Source organism: Methylobacterium trifolii (assembly GCF_022179685.1).
GTDB lineage: Bacteria > Pseudomonadota > Alphaproteobacteria > Rhizobiales > Beijerinckiaceae > Methylobacterium > Methylobacterium trifolii.
The window spans coordinates 1-20033 of sequence record NZ_BPRB01000278.1 but is presented as its reverse complement, the minus strand read 5'-3'; the positions used below and the strand labels follow the sequence as shown (position 1 = coordinate 20033).

At 71.5% G+C, this 20033-nt stretch carries 24 protein-coding genes; 8 read left to right on the top strand and 16 right to left on the bottom strand.

The features are described from left to right. Together COGEMETH_RS21890 and COGEMETH_RS21885 are read left to right on the top strand one after the other, a co-directional pair. Nucleotides 1-1330: carbohydrate porin (locus tag COGEMETH_RS21890; protein ID WP_238184800.1), on the top strand; the 1330-nt coding region annotated here is incomplete at its 5' end. 18 nt (nt 1331-1348) lie between these two features. Beyond that, complete coding sequence (locus COGEMETH_RS21885) at nt 1349-2890, top strand: cation:proton antiporter (RefSeq protein WP_238184799.1); 1542 nt, start codon at nt 1349-1351, stop codon at nt 2888-2890. On the opposite strand, the gene COGEMETH_RS21880 is transcribed toward COGEMETH_RS21885, so the two are convergent. Beyond that, on the bottom strand, nt 2862-3617 hold the full coding sequence (locus tag COGEMETH_RS21880) for a Crp/Fnr family transcriptional regulator (protein WP_238184798.1): 756 nt from the start codon (nt 3615-3617) through the stop codon (nt 2862-2864). The two genes, COGEMETH_RS21885 and COGEMETH_RS21880, sit on opposite strands and share 29 nt — an antisense overlap. A gap of 127 nt (nt 3618-3744) precedes the next feature. Next, nucleotides 3745-3996, bottom strand: a complete 252-nt coding sequence (locus COGEMETH_RS21875; protein WP_238184797.1) for a DUF6894 family protein — start codon at nt 3994-3996, stop codon at nt 3745-3747. Nucleotides 3997-4438: 442 nt separating this feature from the next. On the opposite strand from COGEMETH_RS21875, the gene COGEMETH_RS21870 reads away from it, so the two are divergent. Continuing rightward, nucleotides 4439-5161: a Crp/Fnr family transcriptional regulator gene (locus COGEMETH_RS21870; RefSeq protein ID WP_238184796.1), complete on the top strand. Its 723-nt coding sequence runs from the start codon at nt 4439-4441 to the stop codon at nt 5159-5161. Further along, entirely contained in the window at nt 5158-5397 is a 240-nt protein-coding gene (locus COGEMETH_RS21865) for a DUF6894 family protein (protein ID WP_238184795.1), read from the top strand. Before COGEMETH_RS21870 ends, COGEMETH_RS21865 begins: the two co-directional genes overlap by 4 nt. Here the strand turns inward: COGEMETH_RS21865 and COGEMETH_RS21860 are convergent. The 3 genes from COGEMETH_RS21860 to COGEMETH_RS21850 form a co-directional block, all read right to left on the bottom strand. Continuing rightward, nucleotides 5379-6104, bottom strand: coding sequence for a Crp/Fnr family transcriptional regulator (locus tag COGEMETH_RS21860; protein WP_238184794.1), 726 nt, complete (start codon nt 6102-6104; stop codon nt 5379-5381). The genes COGEMETH_RS21865 and COGEMETH_RS21860 overlap by 19 nt on opposite strands. A gap of 202 nt (nt 6105-6306) precedes the next feature. Further along, a complete protein-coding gene (gene gshB, locus COGEMETH_RS21855; RefSeq protein WP_238184793.1) occupies nt 6307-7257 on the bottom strand; it encodes a glutathione synthase in 951 nt (316 codons plus the stop codon). A 151-nt stretch (nt 7258-7408) separates the two neighbouring features. Then, a complete protein-coding gene (locus COGEMETH_RS21850; protein ID WP_238184792.1) occupies nt 7409-7708 on the bottom strand; it encodes a hypothetical protein in 300 nt (99 codons plus the stop codon). 386 nt (nt 7709-8094) lie between these two features. Between COGEMETH_RS21850 and COGEMETH_RS21845 the strand changes: the two genes are divergently transcribed. Both COGEMETH_RS21845 and COGEMETH_RS21840 read left to right on the top strand, forming a co-directional pair. Next, a complete protein-coding gene (locus COGEMETH_RS21845; protein ID WP_238184791.1) occupies nt 8095-8292 on the top strand; it encodes a hypothetical protein in 198 nt (65 codons plus the stop codon). Nucleotides 8293-8337: 45 nt separating this feature from the next. Continuing rightward, nucleotides 8338-9171, top strand: coding sequence for a hypothetical protein (locus COGEMETH_RS21840; protein ID WP_238184790.1), 834 nt, complete (start codon nt 8338-8340; stop codon nt 9169-9171). A 15-nt stretch (nt 9172-9186) separates the two neighbouring features. On the opposite strand, the gene COGEMETH_RS21835 is transcribed toward COGEMETH_RS21840, so the two are convergent. Genes COGEMETH_RS21835 through COGEMETH_RS21825 form a run of 3 tightly spaced genes read right to left on the bottom strand, consistent with a single transcriptional unit; the run spans nt 9187 to nt 12726 of the window. Then, nucleotides 9187-9798, bottom strand: coding sequence for a DUF1254 domain-containing protein (locus COGEMETH_RS21835; protein WP_238184789.1), 612 nt, complete (start codon nt 9796-9798; stop codon nt 9187-9189). Next, nucleotides 9798-10463: a DUF1214 domain-containing protein gene (locus tag COGEMETH_RS21830; protein ID WP_238184788.1), complete on the bottom strand. Its 666-nt coding sequence runs from the start codon at nt 10461-10463 to the stop codon at nt 9798-9800. The genes COGEMETH_RS21835 and COGEMETH_RS21830 overlap by 1 nt, the downstream gene beginning before the upstream one ends. A gap of 22 nt (nt 10464-10485) precedes the next feature. Then, nucleotides 10486-12726, bottom strand: a complete 2241-nt coding sequence (locus tag COGEMETH_RS21825) for a transglycosylase domain-containing protein (RefSeq protein ID WP_238184787.1) — start codon at nt 12724-12726, stop codon at nt 10486-10488. Between the two features lie 295 nt (nt 12727-13021). Here COGEMETH_RS21825 and COGEMETH_RS21820 point away from each other — a divergent pair, with 295 nt between their 5' ends. Together COGEMETH_RS21820 and COGEMETH_RS21815 are read left to right on the top strand one after the other, a co-directional pair. After that, on the top strand, nt 13022-13522 hold the full coding sequence (locus COGEMETH_RS21820; protein ID WP_238184785.1) for a YcgN family cysteine cluster protein: 501 nt from the start codon (nt 13022-13024) through the stop codon (nt 13520-13522). 267 nt (nt 13523-13789) lie between these two features. Further along, complete coding sequence (locus COGEMETH_RS21815; protein WP_238184784.1) at nt 13790-14455, top strand: PAS domain-containing protein; 666 nt, start codon at nt 13790-13792, stop codon at nt 14453-14455. A gap of 162 nt (nt 14456-14617) precedes the next feature. On the opposite strand, the gene COGEMETH_RS21810 is transcribed toward COGEMETH_RS21815, so the two are convergent. The 8 genes from COGEMETH_RS21810 to COGEMETH_RS21775 form a co-directional block, all read right to left on the bottom strand. Next, nucleotides 14618-15280, bottom strand: a complete 663-nt coding sequence (locus tag COGEMETH_RS21810; protein WP_238184782.1) for an NrsF family protein — start codon at nt 15278-15280, stop codon at nt 14618-14620. 5 nt (nt 15281-15285) lie between these two features. After that, nucleotides 15286-15843, bottom strand: a complete 558-nt coding sequence (locus COGEMETH_RS21805) for a sigma-70 family RNA polymerase sigma factor (protein ID WP_238184776.1) — start codon at nt 15841-15843, stop codon at nt 15286-15288. A 136-nt stretch (nt 15844-15979) separates the two neighbouring features. Then, complete coding sequence (locus COGEMETH_RS21800) at nt 15980-16219, bottom strand: pentapeptide MXKDX repeat protein (protein ID WP_238184775.1); 240 nt, start codon at nt 16217-16219, stop codon at nt 15980-15982. Between the two features lie 83 nt (nt 16220-16302). Continuing rightward, complete coding sequence (locus COGEMETH_RS21795; RefSeq protein ID WP_238184774.1) at nt 16303-16992, bottom strand: DUF1223 domain-containing protein; 690 nt, start codon at nt 16990-16992, stop codon at nt 16303-16305. Nucleotides 16993-17084: 92 nt separating this feature from the next. Further along, nucleotides 17085-17867, bottom strand: a complete 783-nt coding sequence (locus COGEMETH_RS21790) for a creatininase family protein (protein ID WP_238184772.1) — start codon at nt 17865-17867, stop codon at nt 17085-17087. 82 nt (nt 17868-17949) lie between these two features. Beyond that, nucleotides 17950-18441 carry a protein phosphatase CheZ gene (locus tag COGEMETH_RS21785; protein WP_238184801.1) on the bottom strand — a complete coding sequence of 164 codons (492 nt, stop codon included), beginning with the start codon at nt 18439-18441 and terminating at the stop codon, nt 17950-17952. 176 nt (nt 18442-18617) lie between these two features. Next, nucleotides 18618-19001: a response regulator gene (locus COGEMETH_RS21780; RefSeq protein WP_238184770.1), complete on the bottom strand. Its 384-nt coding sequence runs from the start codon at nt 18999-19001 to the stop codon at nt 18618-18620. Nucleotides 19002-19192: 191 nt separating this feature from the next. Then, on the bottom strand, nt 19193-19936 hold the full coding sequence (locus COGEMETH_RS21775) for an IS5 family transposase (protein WP_373875414.1): 744 nt from the start codon (nt 19934-19936) through the stop codon (nt 19193-19195). Between the last annotated feature and the right edge of the window lie 97 nt (nt 19937-20033).

Below are 20033 nucleotides of genomic sequence, written 5' to 3'. Positions count from 1 at the left end.
GGGGGTCGCCGAGCGGGCCGAGGGAGGGCTCGACGGAGCGGACGTAGCCGCCCGAGGCCCGCTCGGCGACCCCCTCGGCCTGCGCCCGTTCCTGAAGCAGCGCGGGGTCGAGTACAGCCTGACCTACATCGCCGACGTGCTCGGCAACCCCACCGGGGGCATCCGCCGGGGCGCCATCGCCGAGGACCGGCTGAACCTGCGCCTCAACCTCGATCTCGGGACGATCGCCGGCTGGGAGGGGGCGACCGTCCACGCCAACGCCTACTTCATCCACGGCACCGGCCTGTCGCGCTACAACGTCGGCAACCTGCTCACCACGAGCGTGATCGAGGCGCTGCCGTCGAGCCGGCTCTACGTGCTCTGGTTCGACCAGAAATTCCTCGACGGCACGCTGGCGATCCGCGCCGGCCAGCAGGCGGCTGATTCCGAGTTCTTCGTCAGCCAGACCGCGACGCTGTTCGTCAATTCCAGCTTCGGCTGGCCGGCCATCACGGGTCTGAACCTGCCGAGCGGCGGCCCGGCCTATCCGCTCTCGACGCCCGCGATCCGGGCGAAGTACGTGCCGGGCAACGGCGTCTCCCTCCAGGTCGGGCTCTACGACGGCGACCCGGCCGGCGCCAACCGTCCGGGCGACGACCCGGAGGCGCAGCGCCTCAACCGCACCGGCACCAACTTCCGCGTCCACGATCCGGCGCTGGTGGTGGCGGAAGCCGCCTACGCCTACAACACCGAGACGGGCGGCACGGCGCTGCCCGGCACGGTGACGCTGGGGGGCTGGCAGCATTTCGGCCGCTTCAACGACCCGCGCCTGGACACGCGCGGCCTGCCGCTGGCCGACCCCGCCTCCACCGGCATCCCCCGCCGCCTGCGGGGCAATGCGGGCCTCTACGGCCTCATCGACCAGACCCTGCTGATCGAGCCCGAGAAGGACGACGAGGGCCTCAGCGTGTTCCTGCGCGCCTCCCTGTCGCCGACCCGCTCCAGCCTAGTCGACGCCTACGTCGATGCGGGAATCGCCTACAAGGGCCTGTTCGAGGGCCGCGAGGACGACACCCTGGGCCTCAGCCTGGCCTATGCCCGGATCGGCGACGGCGCCCGGCGCGCCGACAAGGACAGCATCCTCTATTCCGGCACCGCGATGCCGGTGCGCCGGGCCGAGAGAGTGATCGAGGCGACCTACCAGGCCCTGATCGTGCCGGGCTTCACGGTGCAGCCCGACCTGCAATATGTCTTCCATCCCGGCGGCGGGATCGCCAACCCCCGCGATCCGGACGGGCGCCGGCTCAAGAATGCCGCCGTCCTCGGCCTGCGCGCCACCGTGCAGTACTGAGCGCCCTATCTTGCAGGGATGGTGATTTTCGAGTGGGTCGTCGGCGTGCTGTTCGGCGCCGTTCTGCTGGCGGCCCTGGCGCGTCGCGTCGGCGCGCCCTATCCGGCCTTCCTGGCGCTCGGCGGCGTGGCGCTCGCCTTCGTGCCGGGCGTGCCCAACCTCCAGCTCGACCCCGAACTGGCGCTCGCCCTGTTCCTCGCGCCCGTGCTGCTGGACGCCGGCTACGACACGTCGTTGCGCGACCTGAAGGCGAACTGGCGCCCGATCGCGGGGCTGGCCTTCGGCGCGGTGGCGGTGACGACGCTGGCGGTGGCCGTGGTGGCGCGCATCCTGGTGCCGGACATGCCGCTGGCCGCCTGCATCGTCCTCGGCGCCATCGTCGCGCCGCCCGACGCCGTGGCCGCCTTGTCCGTGCTGCGGCACGTCGCCCTGCCCCACCGCCTCTCCACCATCCTGCGCGGGGAGAGCCTTCTGAACGACGCGGGCTCGCTGCTGATCTACCGCCTTGGGGTCGTGGCCGCGGTGACGGGCAGCTTCCGGGTCGCCGAGGTCGGTCCCGCCTTCCTCCTCGGCATCGTGGCAAGCCTCGTCGCCGGCCCCTGCCTCGCCCTGGGCTTCGTCGCCCTGACGCGCCGGTTCTCGGATGCGGCGAGCACGATCGTGCTCCAGTTCGTGGCCGCCTTCGGCCTCTGGCTGGCGGCCGAGCGCCTGGAGATGTCCGGCGTGCTCACGGTCGTCACGTTCGCGATCACGGTGGCCCGCCACAGCCCCGGCATCACCGCCCCGCGGGTGCGCATCATCTCCAACGCGGTCTGGGACACGGCCGTGTTCGTGCTCAACGTCCTGGCCTTCGTGCTGATCGGCATCCAGATCGACCCGATCCTCGCCCGCCTCACCGGCGCGGACCAGGTCACGGCGATCCTCTTGGGGAGCGCCGTCTTCGTCACGGTCGTCGTCGTGCGCCTGGCCTGGGTGCTGCCCGCCAGCGGCATCCGCAGCCTCGGCTTTGCGGGAAGGAAGGGGCCCCACGCGCCCGGCCTCGGGCCGGCCGTGGCGGTGGCGTGGTCGGGCATGCGCGGCATCGTCACCATCGCCACGGCCCTGGCCCTGCCGGGGGGATTCCCGCACCGGGACCTCATCGTCTTCACCGCCTTCTGCACGGTGCTCGGCACCCTCGTGGTGCAGGGCCTGACCCTGAACCCGCTGCTGGCCCGGCTGCGCCTGCGGGACGACGACCCCGTCGGGCAGGAGGCCGGCCGGGCGCGGGCCGAGGCGTATGCGGCGGCCCTGGAGAGCCTGGAGGATGCCGAGGGCGACGCCTCCGTCGAGGCTCTGCGCGTCGAGTTCCGCTCGGCGCTCGCGGAGGCCGAAGGGCACGCGGAGGGCCGCGCCCCGGAATCCCTGCCCTCGGACGCGGCCCGGCGCCGGGCCATCACCGCCGCCCGCGACACGGTCATGAGACTGCGCAAGCAAGGCCGCATCGGCGACGACGCCTATTACCGGCTGGAGGAGGAATTCGACTGGGCCGAGCTCAACGCCACGCCGCGGGAGGAGACGTGAGCGAGATCCGCTCCGCCTCCGGCAGGGCCCGGCCCGGGCGCAGGTAGGCGGGATCGAACCCGGCCAGCCTCTCCAGCGCCGGGACGTCGAGGATCGTCAAGCGGCCGTTGGCCAGCCGGATCAGCCCGGCCTCGCGCAACTCCTGCAAGGTGCGGTTGACGTGCACGCTGGTCAGGCCCAGCGCGTCGGCGAGTTCGACCTGCGTGATCCGGGTCTCGTAGAAGTCCGTGCCGGCCAGCCCCACCGCCTCCAGCCGCACCCGCAACTCGCAGAACAGGTGCGCCAGGCGCTCCTGGGCGTTGCGCCGGCCCATCCCCACGAGCCATTCGCGGGCGATCGCGGCGTCCTGCAGGAGATGCCGCCACAGGGCGGCCCGCATCGCGGCATCGGTGTCGTCGGCGAGCCGCCGGCACGGAATCTCGCCGACCGTGCAGGCGGTCAGGGCACTCACGCCGTAATCGGCGCGCGCCCCCAGGACCGCCTCCAGGTCGCAGAGGTCTCCGGGCACGAGGATGGCCAGGATCTGGCGGCGGCCGTCGCGCAGGGTCCGGAACCGACAGGTATGGCCCGTCAGGAGGATGTGGGCGACGGCCGGCGTCTCGCCCTGCCGCAGCAGGTCCGTCCGCGCCGGAACCATCCGCTGGCGTTCGATCGCAGCCAGGACGATGCCGGCCTCGCCCAGCACCGGCCGCATCGGCAGCGGCGGTCCTTCGCGCGCGCCGGGCATTGCGACCTCCGAACCGTCGATAAGGTCACGCTGTATAGAGGGTCCGTCAAACCAAGATACAGCGCGCACCGGAATGATCCGGCCGCATGTCGATTTCGGGCAATCGGTCGCGGAAGACTTGCGCCGGTCAGTCGACGGGCGGCTTGATGTTCCATTTGCCGACCAGGGAGAGGGTCGCGGTGTACACGTCGGTTCCGTCCTCGGCCCGGACCCGCGCGTACAAGGTGCGCCGGTCGTCGTCCTGGATCTTCTCGCGCGCCATCTCCGGCAGCACCTTGTTGGCCGCCCGCCGGGCCGCCGTCAGGTTCGGCAGGTCGTGACCCTCGTCGTCGACGATCATCAGGTCGCCGTCGTCGGTGTCGATGAAGTAGCGTGGCACGGGGTGCTCCGCGTTGATGGCAGGCTGCGCGTATCCGAGGGGGAAGCCGGCCCTCAGGCCGGCCCACATCGGCGAGAGGGCGGGCGTAGCCTGTCACGGCCCGGTTCGGCCCGGCGGATACGGGGGGAGGGCCGGCCGCTGCGATCGTCGTCGGGCATCAGGGACATCGGCATGCCTCCGGCCTTCGAGGGCGGGAGCGCACGTCTCTCTCAGTCGCCAGCGCCCGGAACGGTCGGCCGACGATACGACACTCTAGCGATATCGTACGCTTGCGTACAGATCGCCCGTATGCGGCAGGGTGGCCCGGTCCTGCCGGCCGAGCGGTCGCGGGCCCTATCGCGAGCCCGGCGTCGGTCCTATGATGCCCCATCGTCTGCCGGTTCATCCGGGCGCGGACGACTGGGAGACGGCGTGCGCTCTTGCCCCCTGCGGGACCAGCGCCGTGACCGAACCCGACAATCGTATCCCCCGTCCGTTCCCCCGCAACCACCTCCTCGCCGCGCTCACAGCCGAGGATCTCGGCCGGCTTCGGCCCGGGTTGGAATCCGTCGCCCTCACCATCCGCGAGATCCTGATCCCGGCCCATCTCGCCGTGGAGCACGTCTATTTCGTCGAGGACGGCATCGTCTCGCTGATCGCCGACGTGGCGGAGAGGCGGATCGAGATCGGCCTGATCGGCCCCGAAGGCGTCGCCGGCCTCTGCATCCTGCTCGGTGCCGACAGCAGCCCGCACAGCGCCATGGTGCAGGCCGAGGGTACGGCACTGCGGCTGCCGGCCGCCGTACTGCATGCGGCGATGGAAGCGAGCGCATCCCTGCGCACCGTGCTCGGGCGCTACGTCCAGACCATGATGGTCCAGATCGGGCAGACGGCCTATGCGAACGCGGACCTGACCATCGAGGGGCGCCTCGCGCGTTGGATCCTGATGACGCAGGATCGCCTCGCACAGGCCGAGTTGCCTCTGACGCACGAGTTCCTGTCGGTCATGCTCGGGGTGCGTCGCCCCGGCGTCACGACGGCCGTGCACGTGCTGGAAGGGTTCGGTATGGTCCGGGCCCGGCGCGGACGGATCACCGTCCTCGATCGGGAGAAGCTCCTGGACCTGGCCGGCGACGCCTACGGCAGTGCAGAAGCGGAATATCGACGACTGATCGTGGAGGCGTGAGGCTGCCCCGCTACTTCCTCAACATCCGGCGCCGCGCCGTCCTGATCCGCGACGAGGAGGGCGACGACCTGCCCGACCTCGATGCCGCGCGCGCCCTGGCGCTCGGGACCCTGCGCGAGATGGTCCGGCTGCCCCACGTCTACGGCCTGCCGCGCACCTGGCGCAGGAACGTCTTCGTCATCACCGACGAGGGCGGCACCGCGCTGCTGGAAATCCCCTACTCCGACGTGCTCTGAGCGGCCGCGCCGCGCATGGGGCCCACCAGCCGCTCGTACTCGGCCTCGGCCGGCCCGTAGGCGTCGCCGGCCGCCATCTCGAGCTTGGCCCGGTCGAGCACCGTGATGTGCGCCCGTCGCGCCCGGACCAGGCCCGCCCCCTCCAGCATGTGGATCGCCACCGTGACGCTGGGCCGCCGCACCCCGAGCATCATCGAGAGGAACTCGTGGGTGACGGGCAGGACGTCGCCGTCCTGGCGGTCGTGGTACATCACCAGCCAGCGCGCGAGCCGCTCCTCGATGGGGGCGGCGGCGTTGGCCAGCGCCGTCTGGGCGGTCTGGATCAGGAAGGTCTGGGTGTAGCGCAGCAGCAGGTGCCGCAGGGCGGTGCTGCGCTCGAACGCCGGGAGCAGGACGTCGGCCGGAACCCGGAAGCCGTGGCCGGCGACCTGGAGGAAGACTTGGTGCGGGATGCGGTCGGCACCGAGCAGCAGGGCCGTGCCCGAGACGCCGTCACGGCCGAACAGGCCGATCTCGATGCGGGGTCCGTGGGCCGGCTTGGCGATGACTGAGCAGAGCCCCTCCTCGAGGAAGTAGGCGTGGGTGATCGGCTGGTCGGGCTCGATGATCACGGTGTCGAGCGGCAGCGAGACCGGCTCGAGACGGTCCCGGATCAGGGCGAGGTCGTCCTCGGCGAGCCGGGACAGCAGGCGGTTCTGATAACGCACGATGATGGGCGGCGACCGGGGCGGCGCGCATTGAGCCGGGCGGCTGGGACCGGCCGCCCGCCTCCATGCGCAGGGATAAGGTCCTGCCGCATAGCCCATCGCCGCCCGAAGGCGACGGGATTGTGCACGCGCCGGATGAAGCGTCTGGAAGCGGACAATCGCCGGTTCGTGCGCCGGCTCGTCGTCGCCCGGCCGGTGCCTCTCAGCCCCGCGCCGCCCGGCGTCCCTCGATCGCATCCCAGACCGAGACCGCGAGGTCCGGCCCGCCCAGGCGCCTGATCGCGCGGATGCCGGTGGGCGAGGTGACGTTGATCTCGGTGAGGTGCCCGTCGATCACGTCGATGCCGACCAGGATCAGGCCGCGCCGCCGCAGTTCCGGGCCGATGGCCGCGCAGATCTCGCGCTCCCGGTCCGTGAGGTCGGAGGCCGCCGCCGCGCCCCCGCGCACCATGTTCGAGCGGATGTCGTTGGCCGCCGGCACCCGGTTGATCGCCCCCATCGGCTCCCCGTCGACCAGGATGATGCGCTTGTCGCCCTCCGTGATCTTCTCCAGGAAGCGCTGCACCACCCAGGCCTCGCGGAACGTCGCGGCGAACAGGTCGAACATCGAGCCGAAATTCGGGTCCTTCTCCGAGACCTTGAACACCGCCGCCCCCCCGTGCCCGTGCAGCGGCTTCATCGCCACGGTGCCGTGTTCCAGGCGAAAGGCTTCGATCTCCGCCTTGTCGCGGCTGATCAGCGTGGGCGGCATCAGTTCGGGGAAGTCGAGGACGAACAGCTTCTCGGGGGCGTTGCGGACCTCGGCCGGGTCGTTGACCACCAACGTCCGCGGGTGGATGCGCTCCAGCATGTGGGTCGCGGTGATGTAGGCCATGTCGAAGGGCGGGTCCTGGCGCATCAGCACCACGTCGGCCTCGGCGAGGTCGATCCGCTCGACCGGGCCGAGGCTTGCATGCGCGCCCTCCACGTCCCGCACGGTCAGCGGCTCGACGCGGGCCGTGACGCGCCGGCCCTGAAGCGAGAGCCGGTCGGGGGTGTAGTAGAGCAGGCGGTGGCCCCGCGCCTGCGCTTCCAACAGCAGGGCGAAGGTGGTGTCGCCGGCGATGCGGATCGCCTGGATCGGGTCCATCTGGACCGCCACGGTGAGGGCCATGTCGTCGGTTCCGCTCGGACGGGGAAAGATGCGCGACCGCCCGCCCTCCGTCCGAACAGGAGCCGGAACGCGACCGGGCGGCGCGTGCGCCGCCCGCCTCGACCGACGCTTCATGCTGAAGCGCCCCCCGGCTGTAAAGCCGACGCTTGCGTCAGTCTTCCGGCATGGACTTGCCGCCGCTGCGGCGGTCGTAGTCGCCGATCGCGGCGCGGCATTCCGGCGAGAGCCGCTTGCGGTTGCGCGTCATGCAGCGCTCGGCGTCCGGGCTGTTCGGGTCGACCCCGGCGCAGAGGCGGAAATAGTCGTTGGCGCAGCCGAGTTGAAGCCCCTGGTCCTCGCGCTGGGCCTGGGCCGGGCTCGCGGCCAGGGCGAGCAGGGCCAACGGCAGGGCGGTCAGGAGCGTCGAGCGAAGTCTCGGCGCGCGCAGGGTTCTTGGCGTGTCCAGTCGCATCCAGGGATGTCCTTGCATATCCGTCCGGGCGGGTTCCGCGCGTGCGGCCCGGCATATCGGGCCTGCCCGTCGCTAGGCAAGCTTCGGGGGATCGTGGGGTTCCGAACCGTCGCCTCCCCAGGCATCGGCCGAGTCAGCGTGCGCGACGGACCGGGCAAGAAAAAGGCCCTGCCATGCGGCAGGGCCCAGTCGTTAGGGAGGAAACGCCCGCCATGGGCACGTCAGCCACTTGCAAGTCACGGGCCAGACTGTCTCGACGGCTTTTCGCAAGCGCGCGGATCGTCAAGGCTCCGTTAACCATCGCGTGCTGAATTGCCGCCATCGCCCTTGCCGACGCCCTCGAAGGGCCCGGGCGCGGATGCCCGGATCGCCGACAGGAGCCCGACATGACCTATTCCACCAAGCCGAGACCATCCGCCGGATGCGAGGCCGAGACCGAGCGCCCGGGGCTGCGACCGATGGGCGCCCTCGTGCCCTTCGCCCCCTCCGCCGCCCGGCGCGTCCGCCGCGAGCCCGCGGCCGATGAGCCCCGCGGCGAGATCCTGCTGTTCCTCGGCGTGCGCTACGAGCGCCGCGCCTCCTGACCGGCCCGCCCTGCCCCGATCCCGGCGCTTCAACCGAGACCGCCCATGACCGAGGAGGTTCGCAAGTCCGGCTCCGCGCCGCCGCGGCCCGGCGTCGCCCGCACGTTCCGCCTCGTGCTCCCCGTCCTCCTGCTCGGGGCTTGCGCGCAGGAGGGCGATTTCGGCCGGCCCAAGGCCGGCGTCTGGAACAGCCTCGTCGAGACCACGGGGACGCTGGCCGCCCGCGAGCGCGGCGGGCCGGCCTCGGCCTCCCCCTTCACGGACGACGAGCGCACCCTGCGCGACCGGGCCTGGCGCTTCCTGATGCCGGCCGCCGGCCAGGACGCCTTCCTCGACGTGCTGGCCAATCTCACCCGCGCCCGAATCCTGCCGCCGAGCTGGCGGCCCGCCGACTTCGCGGCCTACCACGACACGCTGATCGGGGAGGGGTTCCGCTCCCCCGTCTCCCGCTATCGCAGGCTGTCCGAGGATGCGGTGGCCGACACGCGGCTGATCCCCGCCTTCGTGGCGATGGCCGGGCGCGTCAACGATGCCGACGCCTTGCGCCTGCGCAGCCTGCCCTTCGCCAGAACGCTCGACGACTGGGACGTGCGGCAGGCCGCCATGCGGGTGGCCGAGAACCGCTGCCTGATCGCCTGGGTCCGCCTGGAGACGGCTTTGCGCGCCGAGCGCTACCGCTACGCCCTGGAGCACCTGTTCGCGGAGGCGCCCGCCCCGGAGGCGGTGGGCACCGAGCGGGCGGTCGCCGGGTTCGCCGGGCGCCGCGCCCTCCTCGACCCGCTCCTGCCGCCGGACGCCGAGGCCCGCTGCGGCTTCGCCCCCGGTGCCGCCTGGATGGCCGAGCGCGCGCCGCCGCCGCCCCTCGTCGCGAAATACTGAGGCGCCTGCACTGGATCAGCCGTTCGGCTTGGCCGGCTCTTTTGCGCCGCCGGCCGGCTCGTCGCCGGGGCTGTCGATGGTGCAGGAGACCGCCTGGATCGCGGCGTTGGCGGCCGGGCGCTGGCTCGGCAGGCCGGCCACCACGCGGACCACCACGAAGCCCCTTCCCTCGGGGGCGACGATGCGCACGTCCCGGCTCGGCTCGTTCTCGTCGTCGTTGGCCAGGGCCTCGTCGTACTGGGCGCGGGTGAGGATCACGAGGTCGAGGGCGCCGCGCACCGCCGCCTGGTCGGTCACGGCGTAGAACGCCCCCCGGCGGCCGTGGGCGGCCAGCGTCAGCATCAGCGGCCCCGTGCGGGCCGAGACCCGCATCGGCCCGTCCTCCAGGTCGAAGGCGCAGACGCCCACCGCCACGGCCGGGTCGGGGATCGGCAGCCAGGCTTCGGCCGGGGCCGGGTTGTCGCCGGTGGCCAGGGTGTAGACCTGCTGGGGATGGTCCAGGCTCTCGCTCGACCGGGCGCGGGAGACGGCATCCGCCTCCGACAGGGCGGGGATCGCCAGCACGGTGGCGACATGCACGAGGCCCGCGAGGGCGAGGCCGCAGGCGGTGGCGTAGGCGACGCGCATCAGGAGCGGCACCCGAGGCGGGTGAGTGCCGGCACGGCCTCCCGGTCCAGGGAGCCGGCGCTGGCGGCCACCGGCGTGTCGTAGAGGCGGATCGCCAGCCGGATCGGGCCGGTGGCCCGCGGGCTCGGCAGCCAGTTGCCGGGCTCGACCTCCGGGCCGACGGTGATGGAGAAGCGCCCGTCCGCCTCGCGTAGGATCTCGGTGGAGGTGAAGCCCTCCCGCATCGGCGGGCGGCCGGGATCGGGGGTGCCGCGGCCGGCCACCGTCAGGGTCCAGGCGCGGGCCGGCGGGGTCACCCCGGAGAGCCGATAGGTGCAGGTGGCATCCAGCGTCCGGCCGGAATCGTCGGTCGACGCCGTGAGCAGCAGCCCCTCGCCCACCGCCAGGGGCACCTCGCCGCGCCGCGCGTTGACGGCGCGGGTATAGGGGTCGGCGGACGGCGATCCGGCCCGCGGCCAGGCCGTCCAGGGGCCGACCGCGACGCCGCCGAAGGGATAGCCGCCCCGCGTCGCCCAGTCGGCGCTGGCGAGCCCCAGGCCGGCGCCCAAAGCCACGGCGTAGAGGGCGAGGCCCACGGTGGAGGCCTTCGCCCAGGCCCGGCGCAGCAGGCCGGCGGGCGCCGCCGCGCCGCCTCCTGGCCGCGCCGCCTCCGCAGCCGGTGCCATCGTGCCGAGCCTCACGCGAGCCTCACGGGGTCTCGATGCGCCCGCCGACCGAGCGGGTGCCCTCGGCCACGTCGCGGGTCGGGGAGGCGGCGCCGGCCGCCGGCTTCGGGGCGGGCCGCGGCGCGGTCTCGACCTCGCGGAACAGGCCGTTGATGCCGCCGATCACCTCGAAGGAGCGGCGCGAGAGCTTGCCGTAGGCGGTCGCGGCCGGGTCGGTCGGGGCGGTCGGCCCGCCGGCGGCCTGGGCGGCCGCGCGCGGGCCTTCCTTCAGGCCGGGGAGGGGCTTCAGTTCGATGCCCTGGTGGGCGGTCTCCATCACGTCGTGCCAGGTCTGGCCGGGGAGCGACCCGCCGGTCATCTTGTTGGTGGAGGTGTGGTCGTCGTTGCCGTACCAGACGGCGGCGACGTAGTTGCCCGTGTAGCCGACGAACCAGGCGTCGCGGTAGGCGTTCGTGGTGCCGGTCTTGCCGGCGATCTTCAGGCCCTCGATCTGCACGCGCCGGGCCGTGCCCTCCTCGACCACCTTGTTCAGCATGTAGTTCATGTCGGCCACGACCTGGGTCGAGAGCACCTGATCGGGCTTCTCGTCGTCGTGCCGGTAGATCACCTCGCCCGACGAGTTCCGCACCTCCATGGCCGCGTAGGGCTTGGCCCGGCGTCCGCCGTTGGCGAACACGGCGTAGGCCGCGGCCTGGTCGATCACCGTGACCTCGGCCGAGCCGATCGGCAGGGAGACGGAGTCGGTGAGCGCCGTGGTGATGCCCATGCGGTGGGCGGTGTCGATGATCTTGGTCCGCCCCGCCTTGGCGGCCTGGAAGTCGCCCTTGATGCCGATGGCCTTGCCCAGCGCGATCGAGACCTTGATCGGGATGGTGTTGATGGATTTGGCCACCGCCAGCCACATCGGCTGGCGCCCGGAATAGGAGCGGCCGTAGTTCTGCGGGCACCAGTTGCCGAGGCAGACGGGGGAATCGACCACCACCGTGTCGGGCCGGAACACGCCGGAACTGAGCGCTGCGGCGTAGACGTAGGGCTTGAACGAGGAGCCGGGCTGGCGCAGCGCGTCGGTGGCGCGGTTGAACTGGCTCTCGCCGTAATCGGCCCCGCCGACCATGGCGCGCAGGGCCCCGTCCGGATCGAGGATGACCATGGCCGCCTCGTCCACGTCGTAGGCCTCGCCGGACTTGCGCAGCACGCCGGCCACGACCTCGTCGGCCCGCTTCTGGATGCCGATGTCGAGGGGCGTCTTGACCGTAAGCACCCGGTCGCTGCGCAGTTTGCCCGCGTCGGCCATCCCCTTGATCTCGCCGAAGGCCCAGTCGAGGTAGTAGTCGGCGGTGATGTCGCGGGTGCGCGTCACGGGCGTGGCCGGATTGCGCAGGGCGGTCTGGATCTGCCCCTCGGTGACGAAGCCGGCCTCCACCATGTTGCGCAGCACGTCGCCCGCGCGCGCGCGGGCGGCCGGCAGGTTGACGTGGGGGGCGTATTTCGTGGGCGCCTTGAACAGGCCGGCCAGCATCGCGGCCTCCGCCAGGCTGATGTCCTTCAGCGGCTTGCCGAAATAATAGTCGGCGGCGGCCACCGCCCCGAAGGTGCCGCCGCCCATGTAGGCCCGGTCGAGGTAGAGCTTCAGGATCTCGTTCTTGGTCAGGTGGCTCTCCAGCCAGAGCGCCAGGAAGGCCTCGTTGACCTTGCGCTCCAGGGAGCGCTCGTTGGTGAGGAACAGGTTCTTGGCGAGCTGCTGGGTGATCGAGGAGCCGCCCTGGGTGTTGCCGCCCCCGCGGGAGTTCGAGACGACGGCGCGCATCGTGCCGATCGGATCGATGCCCCAGTGTTCGTAGAAGCGGCGGTCCTCGGTCGAGACCAGGGCCTTGATCATGATGTCGGGAAACTCGTCGAGCTTGAGCGAGTCGTCGTGCTTGATGCCGCGGCGCCCGACCTCGGTGCCGTAGCGGTCGAGGAAGGTGACGGCGAGATCCTGCTGCTTGAGCCAGTTCTCGCTGGTCAGGTTGAAGGCGGGCTGGGCCAGCGCCAGCATCAGCACGGTGCCGCCGGTGCCGATGGTGACGCCCTCGCTGGAGAGATCGAGGACCACGCGCTTCCAGCCGCGGACCGTGAGACGGTTCATCACCCCCTGGAAGCGCTCGTAGGCCTCGCCCGTGGAGCGGCCGCCATCGTAGAGGCCCGCATTGACCCAGGCGTCGAACCCGAGGGCCGCGCGCTCGAGGCGGGTCTTGATCGCGGTGAGGTTCGGCAGGCGCACGCTCTCGAATCCGCTTTCTCGGGCACCCGGGACGACGGGCGGACGCCCTCGGCAAGAGCCGCCCGGCCGGTCCGATCCTTAGCAGGCCGCAGGGCCGTCCGCGAGGGCTGCCTGCGGGGGAACGCGCGGCACGCGGTCCCGGCCCCCGCGTCCCCATCGCGGCCTGGGTTCGACCTTGATGCGGGAATGGGGCGCACCGGTGGCGTCGCTCGCCGGGACGGCCTCGCTTGCTCCCCGGCCGCCCATGCGGCAGAGGGGAACCAACCTTCCGCATCCCGAGACGAGAGCGTTCCCGATGGGGGACTACAAGGCCCCGCGCCACCGGGCGGCGGGCGCGGAACCGTTCTGGCGCAGCAAGTCCCTCGAGGCGATGACCCCGTCCGAGTGGGAGAGCCTGTGCGACGGCTGCGGCCGCTGCTGCCTCCTGAAGCTGGAGGACGACGATACCGGCGAGGTGCACCACACCGACGTGGGCTGCACCCTGCTGGACGGGCTCGGCTGCCGCTGCCGCGACTACCGCAACCGCCAGAAGCGGGTGCCGGACTGCGTGCGCCTGACGCCGCAGGCGGTCCGCGAGATCCCCTGGCTGCCGCCCACCTGCGCCTACCGGCTGCTGCGCGACGGAGAGCCGCTGTTCTCCTGGCATCCCCTGGTCTCGGGGCGGGCGGCCAGCGTGCACGAGGCCGGAATCTCCGTGCGCGGACGGATGTCCGGCAACGAGGAGGAATTCACCGAGGACGAATTGCTCGACCGCATCGTCTCCTGGCCCGGCCTGACGCCGGACGAGGAATCCTGACCCGCCGGCGTCGGCGGCGAACAGGCGACGAGCCCCGTCGCGGGCTCGGAGCCAGAGGACGAATGTCAGGACGTCCTCGCCGAACGCCGCGTTCCCGATCCTCGGTCGAGTCGAGCATCGTATCTGCCGCGGTCTGCCGTGTCGGGGAGCGACCGCTTTGCATCAGGCGCATGAACGCAACCTGTGATGCGCATGATGCCGTGCCTCAACCCATGATAGGCACAACGCGATCGGTTGCAGGGCGACCGCGGTCTCCGAGGCGTTACGATGGTCGATCCGAGTTCTCATCTGACGCAGGCGTTGGCCGCTGCCGGGATCGTCGGCACCTGGCACTGGCGGATCGCGAACGGTGGCGTCGTCCTGGACCGGGGTTCGGCGGAATTGTTGACCGGCAATGCCGAGTTGGCCGGCGAGGTTCTGGACCTGGATGCGTCGTTCGCCTGCCTGCACCCGGACGACCGGCTGCGCGTCCTGGCGCTCGTCGGCGAACACGAGCGACGGGGTGGGCCGATCACGATGGAATATCGGGTGCGCTCGCCGGAGGGCCGGGTGCGCCTGCTGATGGATCGCGGCCAAGTGGTCGAGGAGGCTGACGGAACCCGAGTGGGCTACGGCCTCCTGCTCGACATCACGGATACCCGGCCGCCCGGCGGCAACGGGCCGGACATGGACGTCGCCACGCTCACGGACGTGGTCGATCACTGCCTGTCCATGCGCGACCTGCTGGTGCGGCACGGCACCACGAAGATGCGCCTCCTGATCGACGTGCTGTTGCTTGAACTCGGACGCAGCCTTGCAAGCCAGGGGCGAGAACCGGACGAGGCGTGCTTCCATGAACGCGGTCACGCGGTCCGATTCGATGGCGCTGACCACGATACGGGGCGATCACCGGGGCCCGGGTTGAAATCCGCGTCCGTGAAGCGATTCCAATAGTATTGGATGGTGATTTATAAATATTGTTTCTGGTGTATGATGCAATTTTGAATCTGAAAATTGATGAAAACGATCTCTCGTACAATTTATTCGGAAAAATACTGAATTTTATTGGTTCAAACAGTCCCGAGAAGGCCAGCCTGCTTCGGAACCGCAAAAAACCTAACGGATACGCTTTCCGCCCGAGAGCAGGCGCCCGCCGGCGAGCCCGTTGAGGCCGATCACACCCAGCACCGTCACGGCGTGGATGGCGAGGTCCGTCGCCGTGGCGTCGTGGGGGTGGAAGGGCACGAGGAGCGACGCCGCGGCCGCGGCGGCCGCGAGCCCTCCCAGCGCCGCGGTGAGGTTCGGGCGCAGGGGGCAGGCCCGGCGCAGCATCAGCACCAGCAGGGCCGAGAGCGGCAGGGACACGCTGACGAGGAAGGCGAAGCAGCCCTCCATCTCGTGCGTGCCCGCGAGGTTGGTTCCGGGCGCGAGCCAGCCGCGCAGGCAGCCCAGCCCGCTCGCGCCGACCCAGAGGGCGGCGGGCGCCGCCGGCAGCAGGGCCCAGGCGACCGAGCGGCCCGGCACGCTGGTGGCAAAGGCCGCGAACGCCGCGGTGACGGCCGTCAGCACCGCGCCCAAAGCCGCGAGCCGGAGGTCGAGGGTGCCGAGCCGCGTGTGCAGGCCGTGCATGTCCACCATCGGCATCAGGATCAGGCCGAGCAGCAGCACCGCACCGATCCAGGCGAGGGTGCGCAGGGCCGGCGCCGGCAGGGGCCGGACCGGTTCGAGGCGGCCGACGAGGTCGTCGACCAGGCTGTCGTGGCGGGCGAGATCGGGCATCGTCCTCAGGTCTTCTCCTGCGACAGGGTGGCGCGCAGGGCCTTCAGGGCCCGGTGCAGGTTGACCTTGAGGGCGCCCTTGGTGCGGCCCGTGAGGGCCGCGGTCTCCTCCAAGGAGCGTTCCTGCAGGCCGAGATGCTCCACGGCCTGCCGCTGGCCCTCCGGCAGGGCGGCCACCGCCCGCGCCAGCGCGGCCTTGCGCTCCCCCGCCTCCAGCCCCTGTCCGGGGGCGGCGACGGGGTCGACCTCCGCCTCGTAGGCGATGGGATCGTGCACCTCCCGCGGGCGGCGCCCGGCCCGGCGCAGGGTGTCGATCGCCCGGCGCTGGGTGATGGCGCGCAGCCAGGGCAGGAAGGGCCGGGCCGGATCGTAGCTCGCCCGCGCCCGGTGGATTGTGAGCAGGGTCTCCTGCACCACGTCGTCCACGGCATCGCCGCGCAGCCCTTGCGTGCGGGCCATGCCCGCGACCACGGGCAGGCACGCCTGGAGGAGCGACCGGTAGGCGGCTGCGTCCCCTGCCTGCGCCGCCCGCATCGCTGCGGAGAGCCTGTCCTCGAGCGCCATCGTGGCTCTGCTGCCGGTTCCTGCCCGCGTGGGCGATCCTATCCGCCGCGGATCGCCCGCGGAAGACGGGATCGGCGCGGCCAGGGCGGTCTGGAGGATCACGGGGGGCTCCGGGGATGGGGCGGCGCGGGGCCCGTCAGTGCTTGCCCATCGAATCCTTCTTCATCTCGTCCTTCTTCATCGCGTCGCCCTTCATCATGGCGCCGTCCTTCTTCATGGGCTCGGCCTTCATGGGCTCGGCCTTCATCGCATCGGACTTCATGGGCTGGGCCTTCATGGAATCCTCCTTCTTCATCTCGTCCTTGGCGAGGACCGGCGTGGCGGCGGCCAGGGAGACCAGGGCGATGGAGGCGGCGGCAAGGAGCGTGGTGCGCATGACGGAGACAGTCCTTCTGGTGTCGGACACCGGGGGAATCGCGGTATCGGCCCGTATTCGTGCGCTTGACGCGCCGGTTACAGTCAAAGCCGGGCCGCGCCGAGGATGCGCCCGTCCGCCGCCTGGACGATCACCGCGGCGGCAGCGCCCTGGGGCAGGGCCGCCGTCAGGGTCTGCGCGGCCCCGGTCCAGCGGCCGATGTCGCGCAGCGAACGCACCACGTTGGCCTGCGTGATGGTGCGGCCCGCGTTCTCGCCGCGGGGCACGGCCGTGACGTGGCTCGGATCGAAGCCCACGAGGGTGACGCTGCCCGCCCCGCTGCCGGCGCCGAGGCGGACGACGAGGTTCCCGCCCTCGCGGGCGAGCGCCACCGGCGCCTCGGCCACCGCCGCACCGCTCGCCCGCGCGATGGCCCCGCGCACCGCCCCGGCCTCGGAGCCGACGAGGCCGAGGCGCCCGTCGATCACGGCCTGCGGGGTGTAGACCTGATCTCCGAGGCGGGCGGCATAGGTCTGCTGCCGCGCGGTGGCCGCGGGCAGGGAATAGGTGTCGCGCCAGCTCAGGTGGTTCCAGTAGGTGACGTGGAAGGCCAGCGGCAGCAGGTCGGCGCCCTCGCGCGCCAGTTCGGCCAGCAGCGCCTCGGCAGGCGGGCAGGACGAACAGCTCTGCGAGGTGAACAGTTCGACCACCACCGGCCGCCCGGCGGCGCTTGCGGCGGCCGGAACGGCGAGCGCCGCGGCGAGGGCGAGGAGAAGGCGGGCTGTGCGGCGCATGGGAGGGCTCCGGGGCGGGGATGGGGTCCCGTAAGCTTCGGCCCGGTCGCGGGTCCGGTTACGCGCGGCCCCAGCAGGGAGCGGGCGCCGTATCAGCCGTCGAGCCGGAAGCGGTCCACGTCGCGCAGGAGTTCGACGAAGGCCGCGGCCCCGTGGTCGAGGGCGGCCCGGCCGGCCTCCGCCGTGCCGAGGCGGGCATCGCCCATCGCGCCGGAGGGATGCAGGTCGCCGGCCTTCCAGGCGAAGGCCGCCGGCCGGCCGGCACGCAGGTGCGTGAAGTCGCGCGCCATCGCGAGCGTCCGCGAGGGGAAGTCGGCGATCCTGTCCACCCGCACGAGGTCGGGCCGCAGGGCCAGCATCAGGGCGGTCTCGATCCCGCCCGCATGGATGCCGTGGGCGATCTCGTCGTCCGGGAACAGCCCGGCCGGGTAGCCGAAGCGGGCCCAGGCGGTCGTGACCGCGACCATTCCGAAGCGGGCACGCAGGTCGCCCGCCACCAAGTCGATCAGGGCGCTGTTGCCCCCGTGGCTGGTGACGATCACGAGCTTGCGGCAGCCGGCCGCGTGCACGCCCGCGCCGATCCCGGTCCAGGCGTGCAGCGCCGTCTCCGTCGTGAGCGAGAGCGTGCCGGGAAAGGCGTCGTGCTCGTCGGACTTGCCGATGGCCTGGACCGGCAGGACGAGCACGTCGAGGTCGGCCGGCACCAGGGCGCAGGCGCGGGCGAGGTAGCCCTCGGCGATGATCGCGTCGGTGCCCAGCGGCAGGTGCGGCCCGTGCTGCTCGATCGCCGCCACCGGCAGGACCGCGATGGCACGGCCCCAGTCGCGCCGGGCGAGGTCGTCCGCGGTCAGGTCGGACCAGGCCCGTGCCGCCATGTTTTTGGGACTCCCCGCGGTTCGATGGATCGCTTTAGACGGGGGAGGCCGCCCAGTCGATTCCGCTCGGACGCCGGGACGCTCAGGCGAACAGGGCGTCGATGTCGTCCTGGGAGGTGGCGGGGCCGCCGATCTGCGGGCCGTTGAGCAGGAGCGTCTCGGCGCGGGCGCGGCGCTGGCTCTCGGCGGGATCGATGGAGGCCGCGTCGCGGGCCTTCACGGCGTTGGAAAAGCGCGCGAGCCGCAGCTCGAACTGGCGCAGGGCCTCGACCACCTTGGAGATGCGCTGGCCGGTGATGTCCTGGAAGGCGCAGGCCTCGAAGATCGTGTTGATGTGGCCCTCGACGCCCGCCCGGTAGCCGGCTTCGTCCGGCAGGCAGAGCATCGCCTCGGCTGCCTCCATGATGGTGTTGGTCGCCCCCGCGGTCGCCGACAGGACGTTGCCGAGTTCCTCGTGCGCCATCGGGATGCGGTCGCGGGTCATCTCGTTGGCCCGCAGCGCCGCGATCTCCTCGCGCATGTGGGTGATGTACTCGGCGATCTCCACGAGTTCGTTGATCACGGACATCGACATCGGGTCGTGGACCGGTGAGACCGGCGCCCCGGCGATCGGCTTGCGCAAAAATCCCATCGACTCGCCCTCGGCTGCGACACGCGCCCCGCGACCGGCGATCCTGTCGCCGGCCGAACTCTCAACCGCTGCGGACGTTCGGACGGCCCGCGCCGAAGGCCGGCGCGGGACACGCCCGGTCAGCTTCCGCAGACCGCCTCGATCTTGGTCTTGAGGGTGGCGGCGTTGAACGGCTTGACGATGTAGTTGTTCACGCCGGCCTTCTTGGCGGCGATGACGTTCTCGGTCTTCGACTCGGCCGTGACCATGATGAAGGGCGTGGTGCGCAGGGCCTCGTCGGCGCGCACGTGGCGCAGAAGCTCGTAGCCCGTCATCGGCTCCATGTTCCAGTCGGAGATGACGAGGCCGTACTTGCGGCCCTTGAGGCGGGCGAGCGCCGCCGTGCCGTCCGAGGCGTCATCCACCTCCTCGAAGCCGAGCTGCTTCAAGAGGTTGCGGATGATGCGGACCATGGTCTGGTAGTCGTCGACGACCAGGATCGGCATGCTGAGGTCGAGGGCCATGGACCAAGTGCTCCGTACTGTCCGGGAAGCCGGCCCGGCGGCCGCCCCGTGTCATGTCTGCTCGGAGACGCCATCCCATTGCGGTCGCTCCGTTACGCCGAACCTAGCCGGACCGGATTGCGAAGCGGTTAACCGCCCGATCCGGGCAGTGTCCGGGGTTCGGAAAGCGGCTCCCTAGGGTCTGGACTTGATCAGCGCCAGAAGGCGATGACGGCAGCACGTGCTACGGCTGAAGCGTAGTTGCGCGCTGGCTTGTCGTAGCGGGTCGCGATGCGACGGAAACCTTCGCGGCGGCAGAAGATCGCTTCGATGCGCCAGCGTTCGCTGTAGCGGCGTCTGTCGTGGCGGGCCTTCCGCTTGCGGCCGCGCTTGCCCGGGACGGTCGGCGTGATGGCACGTTCCCGCAGATCGCTGCGTAGCCAGTCGGCGTAGTAGCCCTTGTCGGCGCTCAGGCGGCGGATGTGGCCACCATGTTCGGGGCCGTGCGCGCGTCGCTGGCGTTGCCTGCTCTCAGCAGGAGGACGCCGGGCCGTCCGAGGACATTGGTGAGGGCATGGATCTTGGTGGTCTGGCCTCCACGCGACGGGCCGATGGCGTGCGCCTTGGCCCATTTTGCCGCCGTGGGCCGAACGGTGCGCCCTGACGTAGGTGCTGTCGATGGCCGCCGCTTCGCACGACCATCCGGCCTTGGGGAGGTCGGTCAGCGTCGCGCGCCAGAAGCCGCGCCGGGACCATCGGTTAAAGCGGTTGTAGACGGTGGTGCGCGGCCCGTAGTCGGCGGGACAGTCGCGCCAGTGGAAGCCCGTGGTGAGCACGTGGAGGATGCCGGAGATGATCCGCCGGTCATCCTCACGGTCCGGCCCGGGCTGATTCCTCGGCATGTGTGGCTCGATCACCACCCACTGTGCATCCGAGAGCCAGAACAAGCCCGCCATCACCGTCTTGCAAACTGCGCCGGCGAATCACAAAACCATAGCCATAGCAATAGCTTGGTTCGGTTCAGACCCTCGGCTTGCTAGTGCACTGACGCAT